Source organism: Rhizobacter sp. (genome assembly GCA_019635355.1).
Taxonomy (GTDB): domain Bacteria; phylum Pseudomonadota; class Gammaproteobacteria; order Burkholderiales; family Burkholderiaceae_C; genus Rhizobacter.
The window spans coordinates 1,962,274-1,976,855 of record JAHBZQ010000001.1; the positions used below are offsets into that span (position 1 = coordinate 1,962,274).

A 14,582-nucleotide genomic window follows, 5' to 3' on the forward strand; every position below is an offset into this window, starting at 1 on the left:
AGCGTTCAGTTCGATCAGCGCAGGTTCACCAGCGTCTGCAGGATCTGGTCCGTCGTCTTGATGGACTGTGCATTCGCCTGGTACACGCGCTGCGCGGTGATCATGTTCACGAGCTCGGCGGTGAGGTCGACGTTGGAGTCTTCCAGTGCGCCGGCCTGCAGCACGCCGAGGTTGCCCTGGCCGGGCGTGCCGACGATCGGGTCACCCGACTCGTAGGTGCGCGCCCAGAGGTTGCCGCCCAGGGGGCGCAGGCCTTGCGTGTTGCGGAAGGTCGAGATCTCGATCTGGCCGGCCGGCTTCGACTGGCCGTTGGAGTACGTGGCCATCACGATGCCGTCGGACTCGATCGACAGGCCCGACAGCTGGCCCGGCGCGTAACCATCCTGCGTGAGGTTGGTGACGCCGAAGCCGGCGCCGTATTGCGTGGCGCTCGTCAGGTCGAGCTGGATGCCGGGGATGGCGAGCGTCTGCGCGCCGGCCGCGTTGGTCGAGGCCGGGATGTCGAGCGTGATCGGGCCGGTGGGCGCGGTGGGGGCACCGCCGCTCGTCGGGAAGGTCATGGTGGTGACGGGTGCCGGGTCGCCCGCGCCGTCGACCGAGACCGAGGTGCCGTTGGCCGTCACGAAGACGTTCCAGGTGTCGGTGCCGGCCTTCTGGAAGTAGTAGGTCAGCGCCACGTCCTGGCCGCGCTGGTCGAAGACCTGCAGCGAGGTGGCGTTGTTGTAGGTCTGCGCATCGCTGAAGTTGATCATCGGCGTCGTGGCGGGCAGCGTGGTGCCGGCGCGCGAGTCGAGGTTGAACTCCATGTTGATCTCGGTCGTCGCCTGCGGCTCGATGCCGGCGGTGGGCAGCTGCAGCGGGCCGGCCACGCCGGGCTGGATGACGCCGTTGCCGTCGGCCGGGTAGCCGAGCAGCTGGGCGCCCTGGTTGGTGACGATGAAGCCGTCCTTGTTGATCTGGAACTGGCCGTTGCGGGTGTACTGCGTCTGGCCGTTGGAGCGCACCTCGAAGAAGCCGCTGCCGTTGATGGCCAGGTCCAGCGCGTTGGCGGTGGTGGTGATGTTGCCCTGGCTGAACTGCTGCGTGACCGCCTGCAGGTTCACGCCGATGCCGATGGCGTTGCCGCTGCCGGCCAGCGCCGAGGCGTACATGTCGCCGAACTCGGCACGCGAAGCCTTGGCACCGAAGGTGTTGGCGTTGGCGACGTTGTTGCCGATGACCTCGAGGTTCTTGCTCGCGGCGTTCAGGCCGGAAAGTCCTTGCTGGAAGCTCATGGTGATTCCTTAGTTGAAGGCCTTGACCTGGTTGTAGGCCACGTTGCCGAAGTTCTTCAGTTCGAGGGTGAGGCTGTCGCCCGAGGTGTTGATGGCCGACACGGTGTCGTGCATCAGCGGGGTGGCGTCGAGCTTGGTGCTGCCGCTCATCGCCGTCACGCGGAAGGTGACGTTGGTGGCGGTGGCGTTGGTGCCGGCGTTCCAGGTGAACTCGTGCGCGCCGGCCGATTGGGCGCCGAGGTTCAGCGTGTCGAGCACATGGCCGCCCGGGCCGAGCACCTCGACCTTCACGCTGTCGGCCGCGGCGCCGAGCTCGAAGCCGGCGTCGGCGCGGCCGTTCTCGATCAGGAGCTTGTTGCCCGGCACGATCACGTCGCGGCCGATCAACTGCGTGCCCTGCAGCGCCTGCATCTGCATGAACTGGCCCGACAGGCCCTGCACCGTGCTGTTGAGCTTCTCGATGCCGGTGACCGACTGGATCTGCGCCATCTGGCTCGTGACCTGCGCGTTGTCCATCGGGGACAGCGGGTCCTGGTTCTGCATCTGCGCCACCAGCAGCTTGAGGAAACGATCGGCAGCGCCCGCTTCGTTGGCGGTCTGCACGCCGCTCTTCGCGTTGAGCTTGTCGTAGGCGGATTGGACGTTGGAGACGGCCATGTTCGGGTTCCTTGTTCAGCGCAGGGCTTACTGGCCCATCTGCAGCGTCTTGAGCAGCAGCGTCTTGGCCGTGTTCATGACTTCGACGTTGTTCTGGTACGAGCGCGAGGCCGAGATCATGTTGACCATCTCCTCCACCGCGTTCACGTTGCTGTAGGTCACGTAGCCCTCGGCATCGGCCTGCGGGTGCTTGGGGTCGTGCACGCGGCGGCCGGGGGTCTGGTCTTCGCTGATGGTGCTCACCTTCACGCCGGCCGCGGCACCCGCGCCGGGCATGCCGGGCTGGCCCATCAGCTCGGTCTGGAAGGTGACCTGACGCGCCTTGTAGGCCTGGCCATCGGGGCCGGCCACGGTGTCGGCATTGGCGAGGTTGGAGGCCACGACGTTCAGGCGCTGCGACTGCGCCGAAACGGCGCTTCCGCTCACGTTGAAGATCTGGAACATGCTCATGTCAGCTCCTTGCAATGCCAAACGTTCGCCCTGAGCCTGTCGAAGGGCTGCGAAGGAGCACGGCCCTGCCCTTCGACAGGCTCAGGGCGAACGGAGGTCGTCAGCTTGTGATTCATTGCCCACCCTTGATGGCGTCGAGCATCGTGCGCACGTTGCCGTTGATGAACCGCAGCGTGGCCTCGTAGCGCACCGAGTTGTCGGCGAAGTTGGCGCGCTCGCGATCCATGTCGACCGTGTTGCGGTCGAGGTTGGTCTGGCTGGGGGTGGCGTACACCAGGTTGCCCTGCACGGCGGCGTCAGTGCCGCCGAGCGCGAGGTGGCCCGGTTGCGTGGCCTTGAGCGCCGCACCCTGCTGCGCCCCGGTGGCCTGCTTCAGCGCCGAGGCAAAGTCGAGGTCACGCGCCACGTAGTTGGGCGTGTCGGCATTGGCGATGTTGCTGGCGATCAGGCGCTGGCGCTCCGAGCGCAGGGTCAGCGCCTGGCCGTGGAAATCGAGCGTGCTCGTCAGTTTGTTCAGCATGGTGCTGTCCCGCAAACCCATGTGGGCGATGTGAAGGCATTGTGGGCAGCGTGTTTCAAAACATAAGCGGGAATAGACCGTCGTTTGGCCTTCAATTCCGACTCTCGCCCGGGCCCATCGCGCCCTACATTGGCAGCGTGGACAAGACCCTCTTGCCTCTGCTGCGCCTCTTCGTCTTCGCCTGGCTGATCGCCGGCGGGGCGGTGGCGCACGCCCAGGCGTCCAACGCCATCGCGGCCGACGCCTGGGTGGCCGCGGGGCAGCGTTTTGCCCTCTCCGAACTGAAGAAGGCCGGCGTCGGCCGCCACGAGGTCGTGGCCGGCCGGCTCGACCCTCGTCTGCGCCTGGCCGCCTGCGACGAGGTGCAGCCCTACCTGCCGCAAGGCGCGCGCCTCTTCGGCAAGACGCGCGTGGGCCTGCGTTGCGTGAAAGGCGTCACGAACTGGAACGTCTACCTGCCGCTCACGGTGAACGTCTACGGCCCGGGGCTGGTCTCAACCGCCGTGCTGCCGGCAGGGCATGTGCTCGCCGCAGAAGATTTCCGTCAAGCCGAGGTCAACCTGGCGGAAGACCTGTTTCAGCCCGCGATCACCGATGCGGCCCAGCTGATGGGCCGCACGCTGGCGAAGTCCGTCACCCCGGGCCAGAGCCTGCGGCAGACGAGCCTCAAGCCGCGCCAGTGGTTCACGGCCGGCGACAAGGTGCGCATCCGCGTGGTCGGGAGCGATTTCGCGGTGGCGGGTGCCGGGGAAGCGATCACCGCCGGAATGGAGGGTCAACCGGCACGCGTTCGCACCGATAACGGGCGGGTGGTGTCTGGTTTTCCCGTCGCAGACCGCCTGCTGGAGATCACATTGTGAAAATTCGAGCGGGCACTCAGAATCGCAAAGAAAAACCTAAAGTCAGCGGCGGGCGGGCCGATACACCGTCCATGTTGAAAGGTTTGGGTCTTTGACAGGCCCAAGGAGTCCAAGATGAAGATCGGCAATCCCGCAGACAAACCCGGCTCGGCCGCCCCGGTCGCCCCGGTGCGCAACCAGCCTGCCGAGACCAAGGCCGCGGAGGCCGGCGCGCACAAGGGTGCGGCCACCGATCCGAGCGCCAAGGTCGAACTGTCGAACACCGCATCGTCGCTGCTGGAAGGCGGCGCCAGTGCCGATTTCGACGCCGACAAGGTGGCCCGCATCGCGCAGGCCATCAGCGACGGCAAATTCGAGATCAACGCCGAGAAGATCGCCGACCGGCTGATCGCCAACGCACACGAAGTGCTGGGCAAGGCCCAACACTGAGACCCCCGCGCTCCACAAGAGCGCGCCTGCAATCGGTCCACACGATCCGGTGAACACGACCATGAACACGACGGCCCACCAAGCGGGCCCTGACGAACTCGAAACCACGCTGGCCGCGGTGGAAACGCACCTGGCCGCGCTGGGTGAATCGCTGCGTGCCCACGACAGCGTGGGCATCGACCACCACGCCACCGAGCTGCACCGCGCGCTCGCCCGCGCGGTCGACCACTTCGCCCGCGCCGCGCGCAGCGGCCCGGTGCCCTCGCCGCTGCGCGAGCGCCTGAAGCTCGCGAGCGGCCTCGTGGCCTCGCAGCGCGAGTCGCTCGCCCGTGCCACCGCCGCGCTCGACCGCGCGATGGACGTGCTGATGCCGCGCGATCGCTCGGCCGGGGTCTATTCCGCCACCGGAAGCGCCAGCGCGTTGCGCGGCGGTGCGATCCAAGCCTGATCGAGCCTCACGCTCAGTGCGACACTGCGGCCCTTCGAGGGCCGCTTTGCATTTCTGGCGATGACCGAACTGTTGATCTTCCTGGCCGGCACGGCCTTCTTCACCTACGTGTCGCGCCACGCACTGCGCAACCCGCGCTCGCATGGCTTCTGGCGCTTCATCGCCTGGGAATGCATGCTGGCGCTGCTGATCCTGAACTTCCCCATGTGGACGGTCGACCCGTTCTCGCCGCGCCAGCTCGTCTCATGGGCGCTGCTGATCGCCTCGATCTCGCTTGCCATCCACGCGGTGCAGATGCTCAAGCGCATCGGCCGCCCGACCGAGCAGCGTGCCGATGCGGAGCTCTTCGCATTCGAGAAGACCTCGTCGCTCGTCACGAGCGGCGTCTTCCGCTACATCCGCCACCCGATGTACGCCGCCCTGCTCTACCTGGCCTGGGGCGCGTTCCTGAAGGACGTCAACGCGATCACGGCCGCCCTCACGGCGGTCGCCAGCATCGCGCTCTTCATCACCGCGCTGCGCGACGAGGCCGAGTGCCTCGCGCACTTCGGTGAGGCTTACGCCGGGTACATGCGCACGAGCAAGCGCTTCGTGCCGTTCATCTTCTGAAGCGTGTGCCGCATCGCCCGCTCGCGTTGTGCGGTGTCGGGCTGCGGTGCCGTGCCAGCCATGCGCGCCTCGTGCCGGCGCTGGGCCAGCACCATCATGGTGGCGAACGAGAACACCTTGCGTGCGGCGGTCGTCATGGCTGCACCTCGTCGCTCATGTCGGAGAAGCGCGCCCTGAGCACCGCCAGCGCGTTGGCCACGGCCGGCGCCACGCCCTCGCGGGCCAGCTCGGCTGCGGCCTCGGGACTGCCGTCGAGCACCATCACCACCCGCTCGAGGTGGCACTCGCCGGCCTCGTCGACCCGCACCTCGGCCACGTGCGCCGCCACCGCGCCGCGCGCGGCCGAGAGGGCCACGCCGTGCGCCATGTCGGCCGTCTGCGGGCGGCTCCAGCCCGAGACCTTGGCCGCCTCGTCGAGCACGCAGCGCAGCTTAGAGCCAGCCGGCAGCATCTCGCGCCGGTACTGCACCGGGTCGCGCCAGGCGGCGCGGGCCAGCTCGTCGATGAAACATTCGCGGAAATGAACCGGCGCATACGTCCCTTGTGGGGCAAGCTCGCTGGTGGTGCTCGTGGCGTTCATGTGGATCTCCCGTGTCGATACCCCTCATGCTGGACGTCACGGTTTAAAAAGTTGTTAATGCCACCCCAGGCACACTGCGGTCTCGCTTCAACAAGCCTTCATCTCTCTGCGCCATGCAACTCCTCCTGGTCGAAGACGACGCCATGCTGGCCGAGGCCCTGGTCACGGGGCTCACCCGCGCCGGCTACAAGGTGGACCACGCGCCCGACACGCCGGCCGCGCGCCTCGCGTTGTCCGACCACGCCTATTCCGCCGTGCTGCTCGACCTCAACCTGCCCGGCGGCTCCGGCCTCACCGTGCTGCGCGGCGTGCGCGAGCGCTACGACACCACGCCGGTGATCATCCTCACGGCGCGCGATCAATTGAGCGACCGCATCGCCGGCCTCGACGCCGGGGCCGATGACTACCTCGTCAAACCCTTCCAGCCCGACGAACTCGCCGCCCGCCTGCGCGCCGTGCTGCGCCGCGCGCAAGGCCGCGTGGCACCGGTGCTCACCGCGCGCAACATCCGCCTCGACCCGGCCACCCGCAGCGTGACGCGCGACGACGAGCCGGTCTCGTTGAGCCTGCACGAATACCGCACCCTGCTCGCGATGATGGAGCGCCTTGGCCGCATCGTCACCCGCCAGCAGCTCGAAGAAGCCGTCTACGGCGGCGAGAGTTCGATCGAGAGCAACACCGTCGCCGTCTACGTGCACCAGCTGCGCAAGAAGCTCGGCGACGACCTCATCGTCACCGTGCACGGCCACGGCTACAAACTCAATTCCACGCCATGAAGATCTTCAAGACCAGCTCCATGCGCGTGCGCCTGCTGATCGGCCTGATGGTGGCGAGCCTGGGCTTCTGGGGCGCGTGGTTCGCGGTGCAGGCGATGCTGATGTCGAGCCAGCAAAACAACCGCTGGGACGCGTCGATGCAGGCCGTGGGCCAGCAGATCCTGATGTCGATGCCGGCACTGCACCCGGGCGGCTCCAGCGAACCGGCGTTCCAGCTGCCCTCGCAGGTGCACGTGCAGCCGCAGCTCTTGAGCTTCCAGGTGTGGACGCGCGACGGCCGCTCGGTGCTGCGCTCGTCCAATTCACCGCTCGAACCCTGGGCGCCGCTCAGCTTCGACCAGCCCGAAGCCTTCCACGGCGTGGAGGTGAAGGGCGTGGAGTGGCGCGTGTACACCATCAACGACGCGAGCGGCCGGCTGCAGGTGCAGGTGGGCAAGTCGCAGCCGCAGCTGCTGAGCCTCATCAAGTTGTGGCTCGGCTACAGCATCGGCACCATCCTCCTGCTGATGGCGCTGCTGGCCGGCGTGACGTGGACCATCATCTGCTGGTCGGTCGCCCCGGTGCAGGCTGCACGCGAAGCCATCGAAGCCCGCGACCCGCTCGACCTCAAGCCGCTCGAAGTCCACGACCTGCCCAGCGAGGTGAAGCCGCTGGTCGAAGCCTTCAACGCGCAGCTGCTTCGGCTCGAAGCCGCGCTGCAAGGTGAGCGGCGCTTCCTGGCCGACGCCGCGCACGAGCTGCGCACCCCGCTGGCCGCACTGATGGCGCAGGCGCAACTGGTGAAGTCGGCCACCACGCTGGAAGAGAGCCACGCCTCGCTCGCACCGCTCATCAGCGGCATCGAGCGCACCGCGCGCCTCACCGAGCAGCTGCTCGACCTCGCCCGGCTCGATGCGATCGAGCACCCGGGTGGGCGCCCACCCGTGCCCTTGCACGAGATCGTCTCGCTGGTGGTGCGCGACTTCGACCTCACCGCGCAGGCCTCCAACCAGCGCCTGCAACTGCGCGCCGAACCCTGCCACGCGCACCTCGACGTCGACACCGTGGGCGTGCTGCTGCGCAACCTGATCGACAACGCCCTGCGCTACGCCGGCCCCGGCGCGCGTGTGGAGGTGAGCTGCCGAGAGCAGGAAATGCCCGACCGCCGCCGCATCGTGCTCAGCGTGCACGACGACGGCCCGGGGGTGCCCGAGGCCGAGCACCAGCGCATCTTCGACCGTTTCTACCGCGTGCCCGGCACACCGGGGCGCGGCAGCGGCATCGGGCTCTCGCTGGTGGCGCGCATCGCGAGCCTGCACGATGCCGAGTGCGAGGTGGGCCCTGGCCTTGGCGGGCGCGGGTTCGGCATCACGCTGTACTTCCAGCTGGCGAGCTTCGGACCCGCCGCCTCGCAGCCCCCCTCGCGGCCCGCGGCACCGTCGCTCGACGTGTCGCAGGCCAGCACCTGAGTCTCAGGGCTTGAACACCGGGCGCATGAAGCTGCGCTCGTAGCTCACGATGCAGCGGGTGTCGTTGGCGTACTGGAAGGCCACCTGGCAGTCGGGGTCCTTGAACGACTTCTTGCGGTACTGCTCGTACTCGGCGAGCGACGGGAAGGAGAACAGCGTCAGCGCGATGTTGTTGGCCCCTTCCGACGGCAGGAAGCAGCCGTGGTAGGTGCCGCCGAACTTCTGGATCAGCGGCATCCACAGCTTGCTGTAGTGCTCGAATTCCTTGAGCTTGTACGGGTCGATGACGTAGCGCAGGTAGACGGTGATCATGGCGGTGTCTCCGGGTTCAGCAGCGTGAGGTGGCACAGGCGCTCCATCTCGGCGGCCCAGCGGCGCATCTGCGCGTCGTCGAGCCGCACGAGCATCGCATAGCGCCGCCCGCCCCACACCGCCAGGTGCAGCGCCTGCACCGTCTCGGGCGAAGGCTGGTGCGGCAGGTCGGTGCAGGCGTCGAACACACGCTGCCACATCGCACACAGCTCCTCGTGTGCGCGCCGCTGGTGCTTGGGCTCGGCCACCTGCGGCTCGATGGCCAGCATGTCGGGGTGGAACCACGATGGCGGCTCGGCGCTCACGCCACAGGCCAGCTCCACCAGCACGTGCAGGCGCTCGCGCCAGCCAAGCCCGGCCGGCTGCACGGCTTGCGCGTCGACCGCGTGGATCAAGGCCTCGATGCAGTGGCGCACATAGCCCGAGTGCAGCGCGGCCTTGCTCGGGAAGTAGTCGTACAGCGTGCCCACCGCGATGCCCGCCTCCAGCGCCACCGCGCGGGTGGTGAGCCGGGCCCAGCCGTCGCGCTGCCAAATCCGAACAAAGGCGTCGAAGATGGCCTGCACCGTGACCTTGGCGCGGGCCTGCGTCGGCCTTTTCAGGGGCTTGGCCTTGGGGGCTGCGGGGGCTGTGCTCATGAGGGTGGGTTTCCGAACCCGCGCAGTGTCCGGCCCTCCTACAGTTTTGGCTATCCCATACGAGACGCCAGGAGACCCACCGTGACCCACACCCTCACCCAGCTGCAAAGCGACAAGAAGAACCTCGGCCGCACCCGCGTGGTCGAGAAGCCCATCCCTGCCCTCAAGCCCGGCGAAGCGCTGCTCAAGATCGACCGCTTGGCCGTGACCTCCAACAACATCACCTACGCCGCCTTCGGCGAGGTGCCGCACCTGCGCTACTGGAGCTTCTACCCCACGGGTGACGACGCCTGGTTCCACATGCCCGCCTGGGGGTTCGCCGAGATCGTCGAGACCACCGTCGAAGGCCTCGCCGTCGGCGAGCGCTTCTACGGCTTCTGGCCCATCGCGAGCCACGTGGTCATGCAGCCGGTGCGCGTGAGCGAACGCGGCTTCTACGACGGCACGCCGCACCGCCTGGAGCTGACCTCGGCCTACAACCAGTACCAGCGCGTGACCACCGACGCCGCCTACCGCAAGGCCGACGAGAACTACCAGATGCTGACGCGCCCGCTCTTCATCACCTCGTTCATGCTGGCCGACTTCCTGGAAGACAACAGCTTCTTCGGCGCGAAGCAGATCGTCGTCTCCAGCGCATCGAGCAAGACGGCCTACGGCACCGTGTTCTGCTTCCAGGACCTGAAGAACCTGAGCCTCGTGGGCCTCACCTCCGGCGGCAACGTCGGCTTCGTCGAGGGCCTGGGCTGCTACCACCGCACGCTCGACTACAAGTCGCTGGAGACGCTCGACAAGACCCTGCCCACGCTCTACGTCGACTTCTCGGGCGACAACGAGCTGCGCCGCCGCGTGCACGAGCACTTCGGGGCTTCGCTCACCTACAGCTGCTACGCCGGCTCGGCCCAGTCGCACGACCACCTGGGCAACGCGCCCGAGGTGCCGGGCCCGAAGCCGCAGCCCTACTTCGCGCCCTACCAGATCAAGAAGCGCAACGCCGACTGGGGCGCGGCCGAGGTCACGCGCAAGTTCAACGAAGCGCAGCTGGCGTTCATCCGCCGCGTGAGCGATGCGCAGAAGCCGTGGATGGGCGTGAAGGAACACAAGGGCTTCGGCGCCGGGCAAGACCTGGTCGACGCCCTCGTGGCCGGCCGCATCGACCCGAAGGACGGGCACGTGGTGGTGCTGGGCTGAGACCGCCGTGGCCGGCGCCGGGGTGTCGCCTCCACGATTGCGAGGCACACCGCGGGCCGGCAGACTCCGGGCTCGGTTCAACCCACCCCACCGGAGTCCCCCATGACCTTCTCGCTCCACGCCGCCACCGTGCAACCCATGCTGCAGGTGCTCGGCTCCGTGACCCAGCTCGTGCACAAGGCCGAGGCCTGGTGCGCCGAGCACGGGGTGGCCGAGCGCGAGATCATCGCGGCGCGCCTCGCGCCCGACATGCTGCCCTTCACCTACCAGGTCAAATCGGCCGCCGAGCATTCGTGGGGCGCCCTCAACGCGGTGCGGGAAGGGTTCGCGACGCCCAGCCTCGAAGCCCCGCCCAAGACCTTCGCGGGCCTGCTTGAAAAGCTCGATGCTGCGCGCCTTGGCCTGGCTGCGCTCACGCCCGCCGAGGTCGACGGCCTCGTCGGCAAAGACGTGCGCTTCGAGTTCAAGGGCGTGCACCGCGAGTTCCTGGCCGAGGGCTACCTGATGTCCTACGCCCTGCCGAACTTCTACTTCCACGCGGTCACCGCCTACGACCTGCTGCGTGCCCGCGGCCTCGCCATCGGCAAGAAGGACTTTTTGGGCGAGCTGCGGGTCAAGGGCTGACTCGCGTCGCCACGAACCCGTTCGCACTGAGCCCGTCGAAGTGCCGGCTTGGCACAGGCCTTGCGGAAGGCGGCTCCCATGACCGACACGAAAAGCCCACCCTCTGCTGTGGAGCCCCGGCGCGTGCCCGGGCACGAGCGCTTCGCCTACAGCGGCATCCGCCAGCGCCCCGCCGGCCGCTGGCCGAACGGCAGCCGGCTGGCGGTGTACCTGGCGCTGAACATCGAGCACTTCGCCTTCGCCGACGGCCCGGGCGCCTGCATCGGCCTGCCCTTGCCGCACCCCGACGTGCTGAACCACAGCTGGCGCGACTACGGCAACCGCATCGGCGCGTGGCGCTGCCTCGACCTGTTCGACAGCCTGGCGCTGCCGTCTGCGGCGCTCATCAACACCTCGCTGTACCAGCACGCGCCGGAGCTGGTCGCTGCCTGCGTGGCGCGCGGCGATGAGCTGGTGGCCCACGGGCACACCAACAGCGAGCGGCAAGGTGGCATGGCGCTGGAAGAAGAGTCTTCGCTCATCGCGTGTTGCCGTGACGAGATGCAGCAGAAGTCGGGCACCGCGCCGGCGGGCTGGCTCTCGCCGTGGATCTCGGAGAGCCTGCACACGCCCGACCTGCTGGCCGCGCATGGCTACCGCTACACGCTCAATTGGTGCCACGACGACCAGCCCACCCGCCTGCGCACGGCGCACGGGCCGCTGTGGTCGATTCCGTACCCGCAGGAGCTGAACGACATCCCGATGATCGTGGGCCGCCAACTCGACGCGAAGGACTTCGCGCAGATGATCGTCGACAACTTCGATGAGATGCGCGAGCAGGCGACGACGCAACCGCTGGTGATGGGCATCGCACTCCACCCCTACCTCGTCGGCCAGCCCTACCGGCTGCGGCACCTGCGCAAAGCCCTGCAGCACCTGGTGGCCGCGCGCGACGACGGCGACGTGTGGTTCACCACGCCGGGCGCGATCTGCCAAGCCGCCGACCAGATAAGCGACTTGTTCCCGAAAGCCATGCCATGACCACCGAAGTCGATTTCTCCGCCATCGGCGCCTACGAACGCTACAAGCTGATGGCCAGCCTGATCGTGCCGCGGCCCATCGCGCTCATCACCACGCTCAGCGAAGACGGCGTCGTCAACGCCGCCCCGTTCAGCATGTTCAACATGCTGGGCGAGGAGCCTCCGATCGTGATGGTGAGCATCAACCGCCTGAACGACGGCGAGCTGAAGGACACCGCCGCACATATTGCGCGCACCGGCGAATTCGTCGTTCACATCGCCGACGAGGCCATCGCCGCGCAGATGCATCACTGCGGCGAGCGCCACCCGCGCAACGTGAGCGAGTTGCAGCAGGTCGGCCTCACCACACAGCCCTCGCGCCGCGTGGCGCCGCCGCGCATCGCCGAGGCGCCGGTGGCCTTCGAGTGCAAGCTGTGGGAGACGCTGGAAACCGAGAGCCGGCAGATCTTCATCGGCCGCGTGCTGTGGCTGCACGCGCGTGAAGGGTTGATCGACACCGAGCGTTGGCGGGTGAAGCTGTCCGAGTACTTCCCGGTCGGCCGCTTCGGCGCGAGCTTCTACACCGGCACCCGCGAACGTTTTGCGCTCGACCAGCCAGCGCCCGAAGGCGGCGGCAACGCGCACGGCGCCGAGCCGATCGACGCCCTCTGACCGGCAGACTCAGATCGACGGTGCGCCAGCCCCGGCCGCACCGAGGAAGCGAGACTCCCACCAGCTGAAGATCACGTCGCGCAGCACGTCGCCGTCGTGGCCGTCGCCGTAGATCGTGTGCAGGCCGGTCGCGTGCAGGCGGTCGCAGTCGTCGGCATCGAGTGCGATGTCCCAGGCCTGCGAGCGCAGCGGCACGTTGGTGAACATCGGCCGGTACGCCGGGTCGCGCTTGAGCTCGCGATCGGCCTTGATGAGCGGCTGGCGGAAGTCGGCCGGCGTGCGCTGCGTTTTGAGCTTCGGGATGTTCGGCACCCGCGCCAGGTCGGCCGGCGTGGCCTGGAAGATCGACACCTTCAGCGGTTTCAGCGCAAAGTTGCTGGTGCGCATGATGTCGGCGCCGCACACGTTGGGCACGGCCAGCACGTCCATCAGCGCGAGCAGGTCCACATGGTCGCCGGGCTTCGAATCCTGGCGGTGGATGTGACCCCGGCCGCTGTGCACTTCGGTGCGCATGAAGAGGTTGAAGGAGTCGTGCACGTCATCCGGCGTCAGGCCGTATTCGCGTTGCGCCTCGGCCTGGATGTCGTGGCAGTTGGTGTGGGCGGCAAAGCCGTAGGCCGACTCGTACAGGTACGCGCTGCAGCGCGGGAACATCACGTCGTTGCAGCGCACCGTGTCGTCGAGGATCAGCATCATCGCGCGCTCGCGCGGTGGCGCCGACCACAGCAGGTCGCCCGGGCCCGGGTTGAGGCCGTGGACCGTGCGCGTGCGCCCGGTGTGCATGAACTCGCGGTAGTCGTGCAGGTTGAAGCAGTTGAAGTCGGCGCACTGGTTGCCCTCGACCTGCTCGATGCGGATCACCTGGCCCTTCAGCACTTCGAGCGCCTTGCCGGTGCCGGGCTCCAGCACCAGCTCCGACAGCAACTCGCGCGCACCCCTGGGCGCAACCCAGGGGGCCGGCGCGGGCTTGGGTGCTGCGGGCTGGCCGTGCTCGCGCAAGGCCCGTTTGGCCAGCGCCGTCAGGTCGGGCGCAGCGCCCTGGTCGATCGTGCGCAGCAGCAGCTCGAGCTGCTGCTGGTTCAGGGTCATCGTGACCGTGCGGGCCGTCATGAAGGATCTCTCGGGTGAAGCTTTGTGTATACGATACGCAAGACATTTCGTATACGCAAGCGCTTCACACACCTGCTGCCGACTGGTGCAAAGATGCGCCAATCTGGGGTGGAGCGCTCTTGTTTGGTGAAGGCACGAGTGGCACGATCGTTCTCCCGACAGGCGCCGGTACGTATACTTCCATTAACCATCTCGTATACAGATATGACCACACCCAACAAGGCTGACACCGCCTACACCGCGCTCAAGCAGGCCATCATCGAACGCGCGCTCCAACCCGGCACCAAGCTGCCGGAAGACGCGCTCGGCACGCACTTCCAGGTGAGCCGCACGCTGATCCGCGAGGCGCTGGCGCGGCTGGCAGCCGAGGGGCTGGTCGACGCACAGCACAACCGCACGGCCACGGTGGCGCGGCCCAGCCTGGAAGAAGCGCGCAGCGTGTTCGAGGTGCGGCGCTGCCTCGAACAAGAGGTGGTGCGGCTCGTCATCGAGCGCTGGTCGCCCTTCGTGGCACAGGCGCTGGAAGAGCACGTGCGGCTCGAAGAGCAGGCCGCACGCGAGCAGCAGGCGCCGGCGTGTGCGCGCCTCGCGGGCGAGTTCCACGTGCGTCTGGCGCAGCTGGTGGGCAACCCGGTGCTGGAGCGCTACGTCGACGAGGTGGTGTCGCGCTGCTCGCTGATCCTCGCGGTGCATGGTCGGCCGCACTCGCCCGAGTGCGGCATCAGCGAACACCGCGCACTGATCGACGCCTTCCGCAAGGGCGACCAGCGCGCCGCGCGCCGGCTGATGGCCTCGCACCTGGGCGAGCTCGAAGCGCGTGTGCTCAACAGCACCCCCGCGACCGACGACGCCGACCTCGGCCAGATCCTCGGCCGCTACGCACCGGGCGCCAAGCCCGCCGTGCGCGCCTCGCGCCGCAAGGCCTGACGACGGCCTCGCACCCACCGCCGCGAACGCGGCATGGCCTTTGCATTCATGTGGCTCGCGCA

Annotated in this window: 20 protein-coding genes; 11 read left to right on the top strand and 9 right to left on the bottom strand. The window is 68.0% G+C overall.

Annotated elements, in window-relative coordinates; translation table 11 throughout:
- Window positions 1–14: 14 nt before the first annotated feature.
- From flgE to flgB, 4 genes are all read right to left on the bottom strand, one after another.
- Complete coding sequence (gene flgE, locus KF892_08680; protein MBX3625071.1) at window positions 15–1,274, bottom strand: flagellar hook protein FlgE; 1,260 nt, start codon at window positions 1,272–1,274, stop codon at window positions 15–17.
- 9 nt (window positions 1,275–1,283) lie between these two features.
- Complete coding sequence (locus KF892_08685; GenBank protein MBX3625072.1) at window positions 1,284–1,931, bottom strand: flagellar hook assembly protein FlgD; 648 nt, start codon at window positions 1,929–1,931, stop codon at window positions 1,284–1,286.
- A gap of 27 nt (window positions 1,932–1,958) precedes the next feature.
- The gene (gene flgC / locus KF892_08690) at window positions 1,959–2,381 is read right to left on the bottom strand and encodes a flagellar basal body rod protein FlgC (protein MBX3625073.1); all 423 of its coding nucleotides are present in this window, start codon (window positions 2,379–2,381) and stop codon (window positions 1,959–1,961) included.
- 112 nt (window positions 2,382–2,493) lie between these two features.
- Window positions 2,494–2,901, bottom strand: a complete 408-nt coding sequence (gene flgB, locus KF892_08695) for a flagellar basal body rod protein FlgB (GenBank protein MBX3625074.1) — start codon at window positions 2,899–2,901, stop codon at window positions 2,494–2,496.
- A 137-nt stretch (window positions 2,902–3,038) separates the two neighbouring features.
- On the opposite strand from flgB, the gene flgA reads away from it, so the two are divergent.
- From flgA to KF892_08715, 4 genes are all read left to right on the top strand, one after another.
- Window positions 3,039–3,761 (top strand): flagellar basal body P-ring formation protein FlgA, encoded by a 723-nt coding sequence (flgA, locus tag KF892_08700; protein MBX3625075.1) that lies wholly within the window; start codon window positions 3,039–3,041, stop codon window positions 3,759–3,761.
- Window positions 3,762–3,875: 114 nt separating this feature from the next.
- A complete protein-coding gene (flgM, locus tag KF892_08705) occupies window positions 3,876–4,190 on the top strand; it encodes a flagellar biosynthesis anti-sigma factor FlgM (GenBank protein MBX3625076.1) in 315 nt (104 codons plus the stop codon).
- Window positions 4,191–4,251: 61 nt separating this feature from the next.
- Window positions 4,252–4,638 carry a hypothetical protein gene (locus tag KF892_08710; GenBank protein ID MBX3625077.1) on the top strand — a complete coding sequence of 129 codons (387 nt, stop codon included), beginning with the start codon at window positions 4,252–4,254 and terminating at the stop codon, window positions 4,636–4,638.
- 60 nt (window positions 4,639–4,698) lie between these two features.
- A complete protein-coding gene (locus tag KF892_08715; GenBank protein MBX3625078.1) occupies window positions 4,699–5,247 on the top strand; it encodes an isoprenylcysteine carboxylmethyltransferase family protein in 549 nt (182 codons plus the stop codon).
- On the opposite strand, the gene KF892_08720 is transcribed toward KF892_08715, so the two are convergent.
- A complete protein-coding gene (locus KF892_08720) occupies window positions 5,196–5,384 on the bottom strand; it encodes a hypothetical protein (protein ID MBX3625079.1) in 189 nt (62 codons plus the stop codon). The two genes, KF892_08715 and KF892_08720, sit on opposite strands and share 52 nt — an antisense overlap.
- Complete coding sequence (locus KF892_08725) at window positions 5,381–5,827, bottom strand: hypothetical protein (protein ID MBX3625080.1); 447 nt, start codon at window positions 5,825–5,827, stop codon at window positions 5,381–5,383. Before KF892_08725 ends, KF892_08720 begins: the two co-directional genes overlap by 4 nt.
- A 113-nt stretch (window positions 5,828–5,940) precedes the next feature.
- Here KF892_08725 and KF892_08730 point away from each other — a divergent pair, with 113 nt between their 5' ends.
- Together KF892_08730 and KF892_08735 are read left to right on the top strand one after the other, a co-directional pair.
- Window positions 5,941–6,603, top strand: coding sequence for a response regulator transcription factor (locus tag KF892_08730; protein ID MBX3625081.1), 663 nt, complete (start codon window positions 5,941–5,943; stop codon window positions 6,601–6,603).
- Window positions 6,600–8,051: a sensor histidine kinase N-terminal domain-containing protein gene (locus tag KF892_08735; protein MBX3625082.1), complete on the top strand. Its 1,452-nt coding sequence runs from the start codon at window positions 6,600–6,602 to the stop codon at window positions 8,049–8,051. Before KF892_08730 ends, KF892_08735 begins: the two co-directional genes overlap by 4 nt.
- 3 nt (window positions 8,052–8,054) lie before the next feature.
- On the opposite strand, the gene KF892_08740 is transcribed toward KF892_08735, so the two are convergent.
- Both KF892_08740 and KF892_08745 read right to left on the bottom strand, forming a co-directional pair.
- Window positions 8,055–8,363: an NIPSNAP family protein gene (locus tag KF892_08740; GenBank protein MBX3625083.1), complete on the bottom strand. Its 309-nt coding sequence runs from the start codon at window positions 8,361–8,363 to the stop codon at window positions 8,055–8,057.
- A complete protein-coding gene (locus tag KF892_08745) occupies window positions 8,360–9,001 on the bottom strand; it encodes a TetR/AcrR family transcriptional regulator (GenBank protein MBX3625084.1) in 642 nt (213 codons plus the stop codon). The genes KF892_08740 and KF892_08745 overlap by 4 nt, the downstream gene beginning before the upstream one ends.
- 81 nt (window positions 9,002–9,082) lie before the next feature.
- On the opposite strand from KF892_08745, the gene KF892_08750 reads away from it, so the two are divergent.
- From KF892_08750 to KF892_08765, 4 genes are all read left to right on the top strand, one after another.
- Window positions 9,083–10,189: a DUF2855 family protein gene (locus KF892_08750; GenBank protein MBX3625085.1), complete on the top strand. Its 1,107-nt coding sequence runs from the start codon at window positions 9,083–9,085 to the stop codon at window positions 10,187–10,189.
- Window positions 10,190–10,291: 102 nt separating this feature from the next.
- On the top strand, window positions 10,292–10,813 hold the full coding sequence (locus KF892_08755; protein ID MBX3625086.1) for a DUF1993 domain-containing protein: 522 nt from the start codon (window positions 10,292–10,294) through the stop codon (window positions 10,811–10,813).
- 78 nt (window positions 10,814–10,891) lie between these two features.
- Window positions 10,892–11,833 (top strand): polysaccharide deacetylase family protein, encoded by a 942-nt coding sequence (locus KF892_08760; protein ID MBX3625087.1) that lies wholly within the window; start codon window positions 10,892–10,894, stop codon window positions 11,831–11,833.
- A complete protein-coding gene (locus tag KF892_08765; GenBank protein MBX3625088.1) occupies window positions 11,830–12,483 on the top strand; it encodes a flavin reductase family protein in 654 nt (217 codons plus the stop codon). The genes KF892_08760 and KF892_08765 overlap by 4 nt, the downstream gene beginning before the upstream one ends.
- Before the next feature lie 9 nt (window positions 12,484–12,492).
- Here KF892_08765 and KF892_08770 read toward each other — a convergent pair whose 3' ends face one another.
- The gene (locus tag KF892_08770; protein MBX3625089.1) at window positions 12,493–13,593 is read right to left on the bottom strand and encodes an urea carboxylase-associated family protein; all 1,101 of its coding nucleotides are present in this window, start codon (window positions 13,591–13,593) and stop codon (window positions 12,493–12,495) included.
- Window positions 13,594–13,797: 204 nt separating this feature from the next.
- Here KF892_08770 and KF892_08775 point away from each other — a divergent pair, with 204 nt between their 5' ends.
- Window positions 13,798–14,520, top strand: coding sequence for a GntR family transcriptional regulator (locus tag KF892_08775; protein MBX3625090.1), 723 nt, complete (start codon window positions 13,798–13,800; stop codon window positions 14,518–14,520).
- Window positions 14,521–14,582: the final 62 nt, after the last annotated feature.

Coding starts and splice junctions, on each gene's coding strand:
- KF892_08725 (MBX3625080.1), bottom strand. CDS start 5,827: ATGAACGCCACGAGCACCACCAGCGAGCTTGCCCCACAAGGGACGTAT.
- flgM (MBX3625076.1), top strand. CDS start 3,876: ATGAAGATCGGCAATCCCGCAGACAAACCCGGCTCGGCCGCCCCGGTC.
- KF892_08710 (MBX3625077.1), top strand. CDS start 4,252: ATGAACACGACGGCCCACCAAGCGGGCCCTGACGAACTCGAAACCACG.
- KF892_08760 (MBX3625087.1), top strand. CDS start 10,892: ATGACCGACACGAAAAGCCCACCCTCTGCTGTGGAGCCCCGGCGCGTG.
- KF892_08730 (MBX3625081.1), top strand. CDS start 5,941: ATGCAACTCCTCCTGGTCGAAGACGACGCCATGCTGGCCGAGGCCCTG.
- KF892_08715 (MBX3625078.1), top strand. CDS start 4,699: ATGACCGAACTGTTGATCTTCCTGGCCGGCACGGCCTTCTTCACCTAC.
- KF892_08720 (MBX3625079.1), bottom strand. CDS start 5,384: ATGACGACCGCCGCACGCAAGGTGTTCTCGTTCGCCACCATGATGGTG.
- KF892_08775 (MBX3625090.1), top strand. CDS start 13,798: ATGACCACACCCAACAAGGCTGACACCGCCTACACCGCGCTCAAGCAG.
- KF892_08735 (MBX3625082.1), top strand. CDS start 6,600: ATGAAGATCTTCAAGACCAGCTCCATGCGCGTGCGCCTGCTGATCGGC.
- KF892_08765 (MBX3625088.1), top strand. CDS start 11,830: ATGACCACCGAAGTCGATTTCTCCGCCATCGGCGCCTACGAACGCTAC.
- flgE (MBX3625071.1), bottom strand. CDS start 1,274: ATGAGCTTCCAGCAAGGACTTTCCGGCCTGAACGCCGCGAGCAAGAAC.
- flgB (MBX3625074.1), bottom strand. CDS start 2,901: ATGCTGAACAAACTGACGAGCACGCTCGATTTCCACGGCCAGGCGCTG.
- KF892_08770 (MBX3625089.1), bottom strand. CDS start 13,593: ATGACGGCCCGCACGGTCACGATGACCCTGAACCAGCAGCAGCTCGAG.
- flgC (MBX3625073.1), bottom strand. CDS start 2,381: ATGAGCATGTTCCAGATCTTCAACGTGAGCGGAAGCGCCGTTTCGGCG.
- KF892_08740 (MBX3625083.1), bottom strand. CDS start 8,363: ATGATCACCGTCTACCTGCGCTACGTCATCGACCCGTACAAGCTCAAG.
- KF892_08745 (MBX3625084.1), bottom strand. CDS start 9,001: ATGAGCACAGCCCCCGCAGCCCCCAAGGCCAAGCCCCTGAAAAGGCCG.
- KF892_08755 (MBX3625086.1), top strand. CDS start 10,292: ATGACCTTCTCGCTCCACGCCGCCACCGTGCAACCCATGCTGCAGGTG.
- KF892_08685 (MBX3625072.1), bottom strand. CDS start 1,931: ATGGCCGTCTCCAACGTCCAATCCGCCTACGACAAGCTCAACGCGAAG.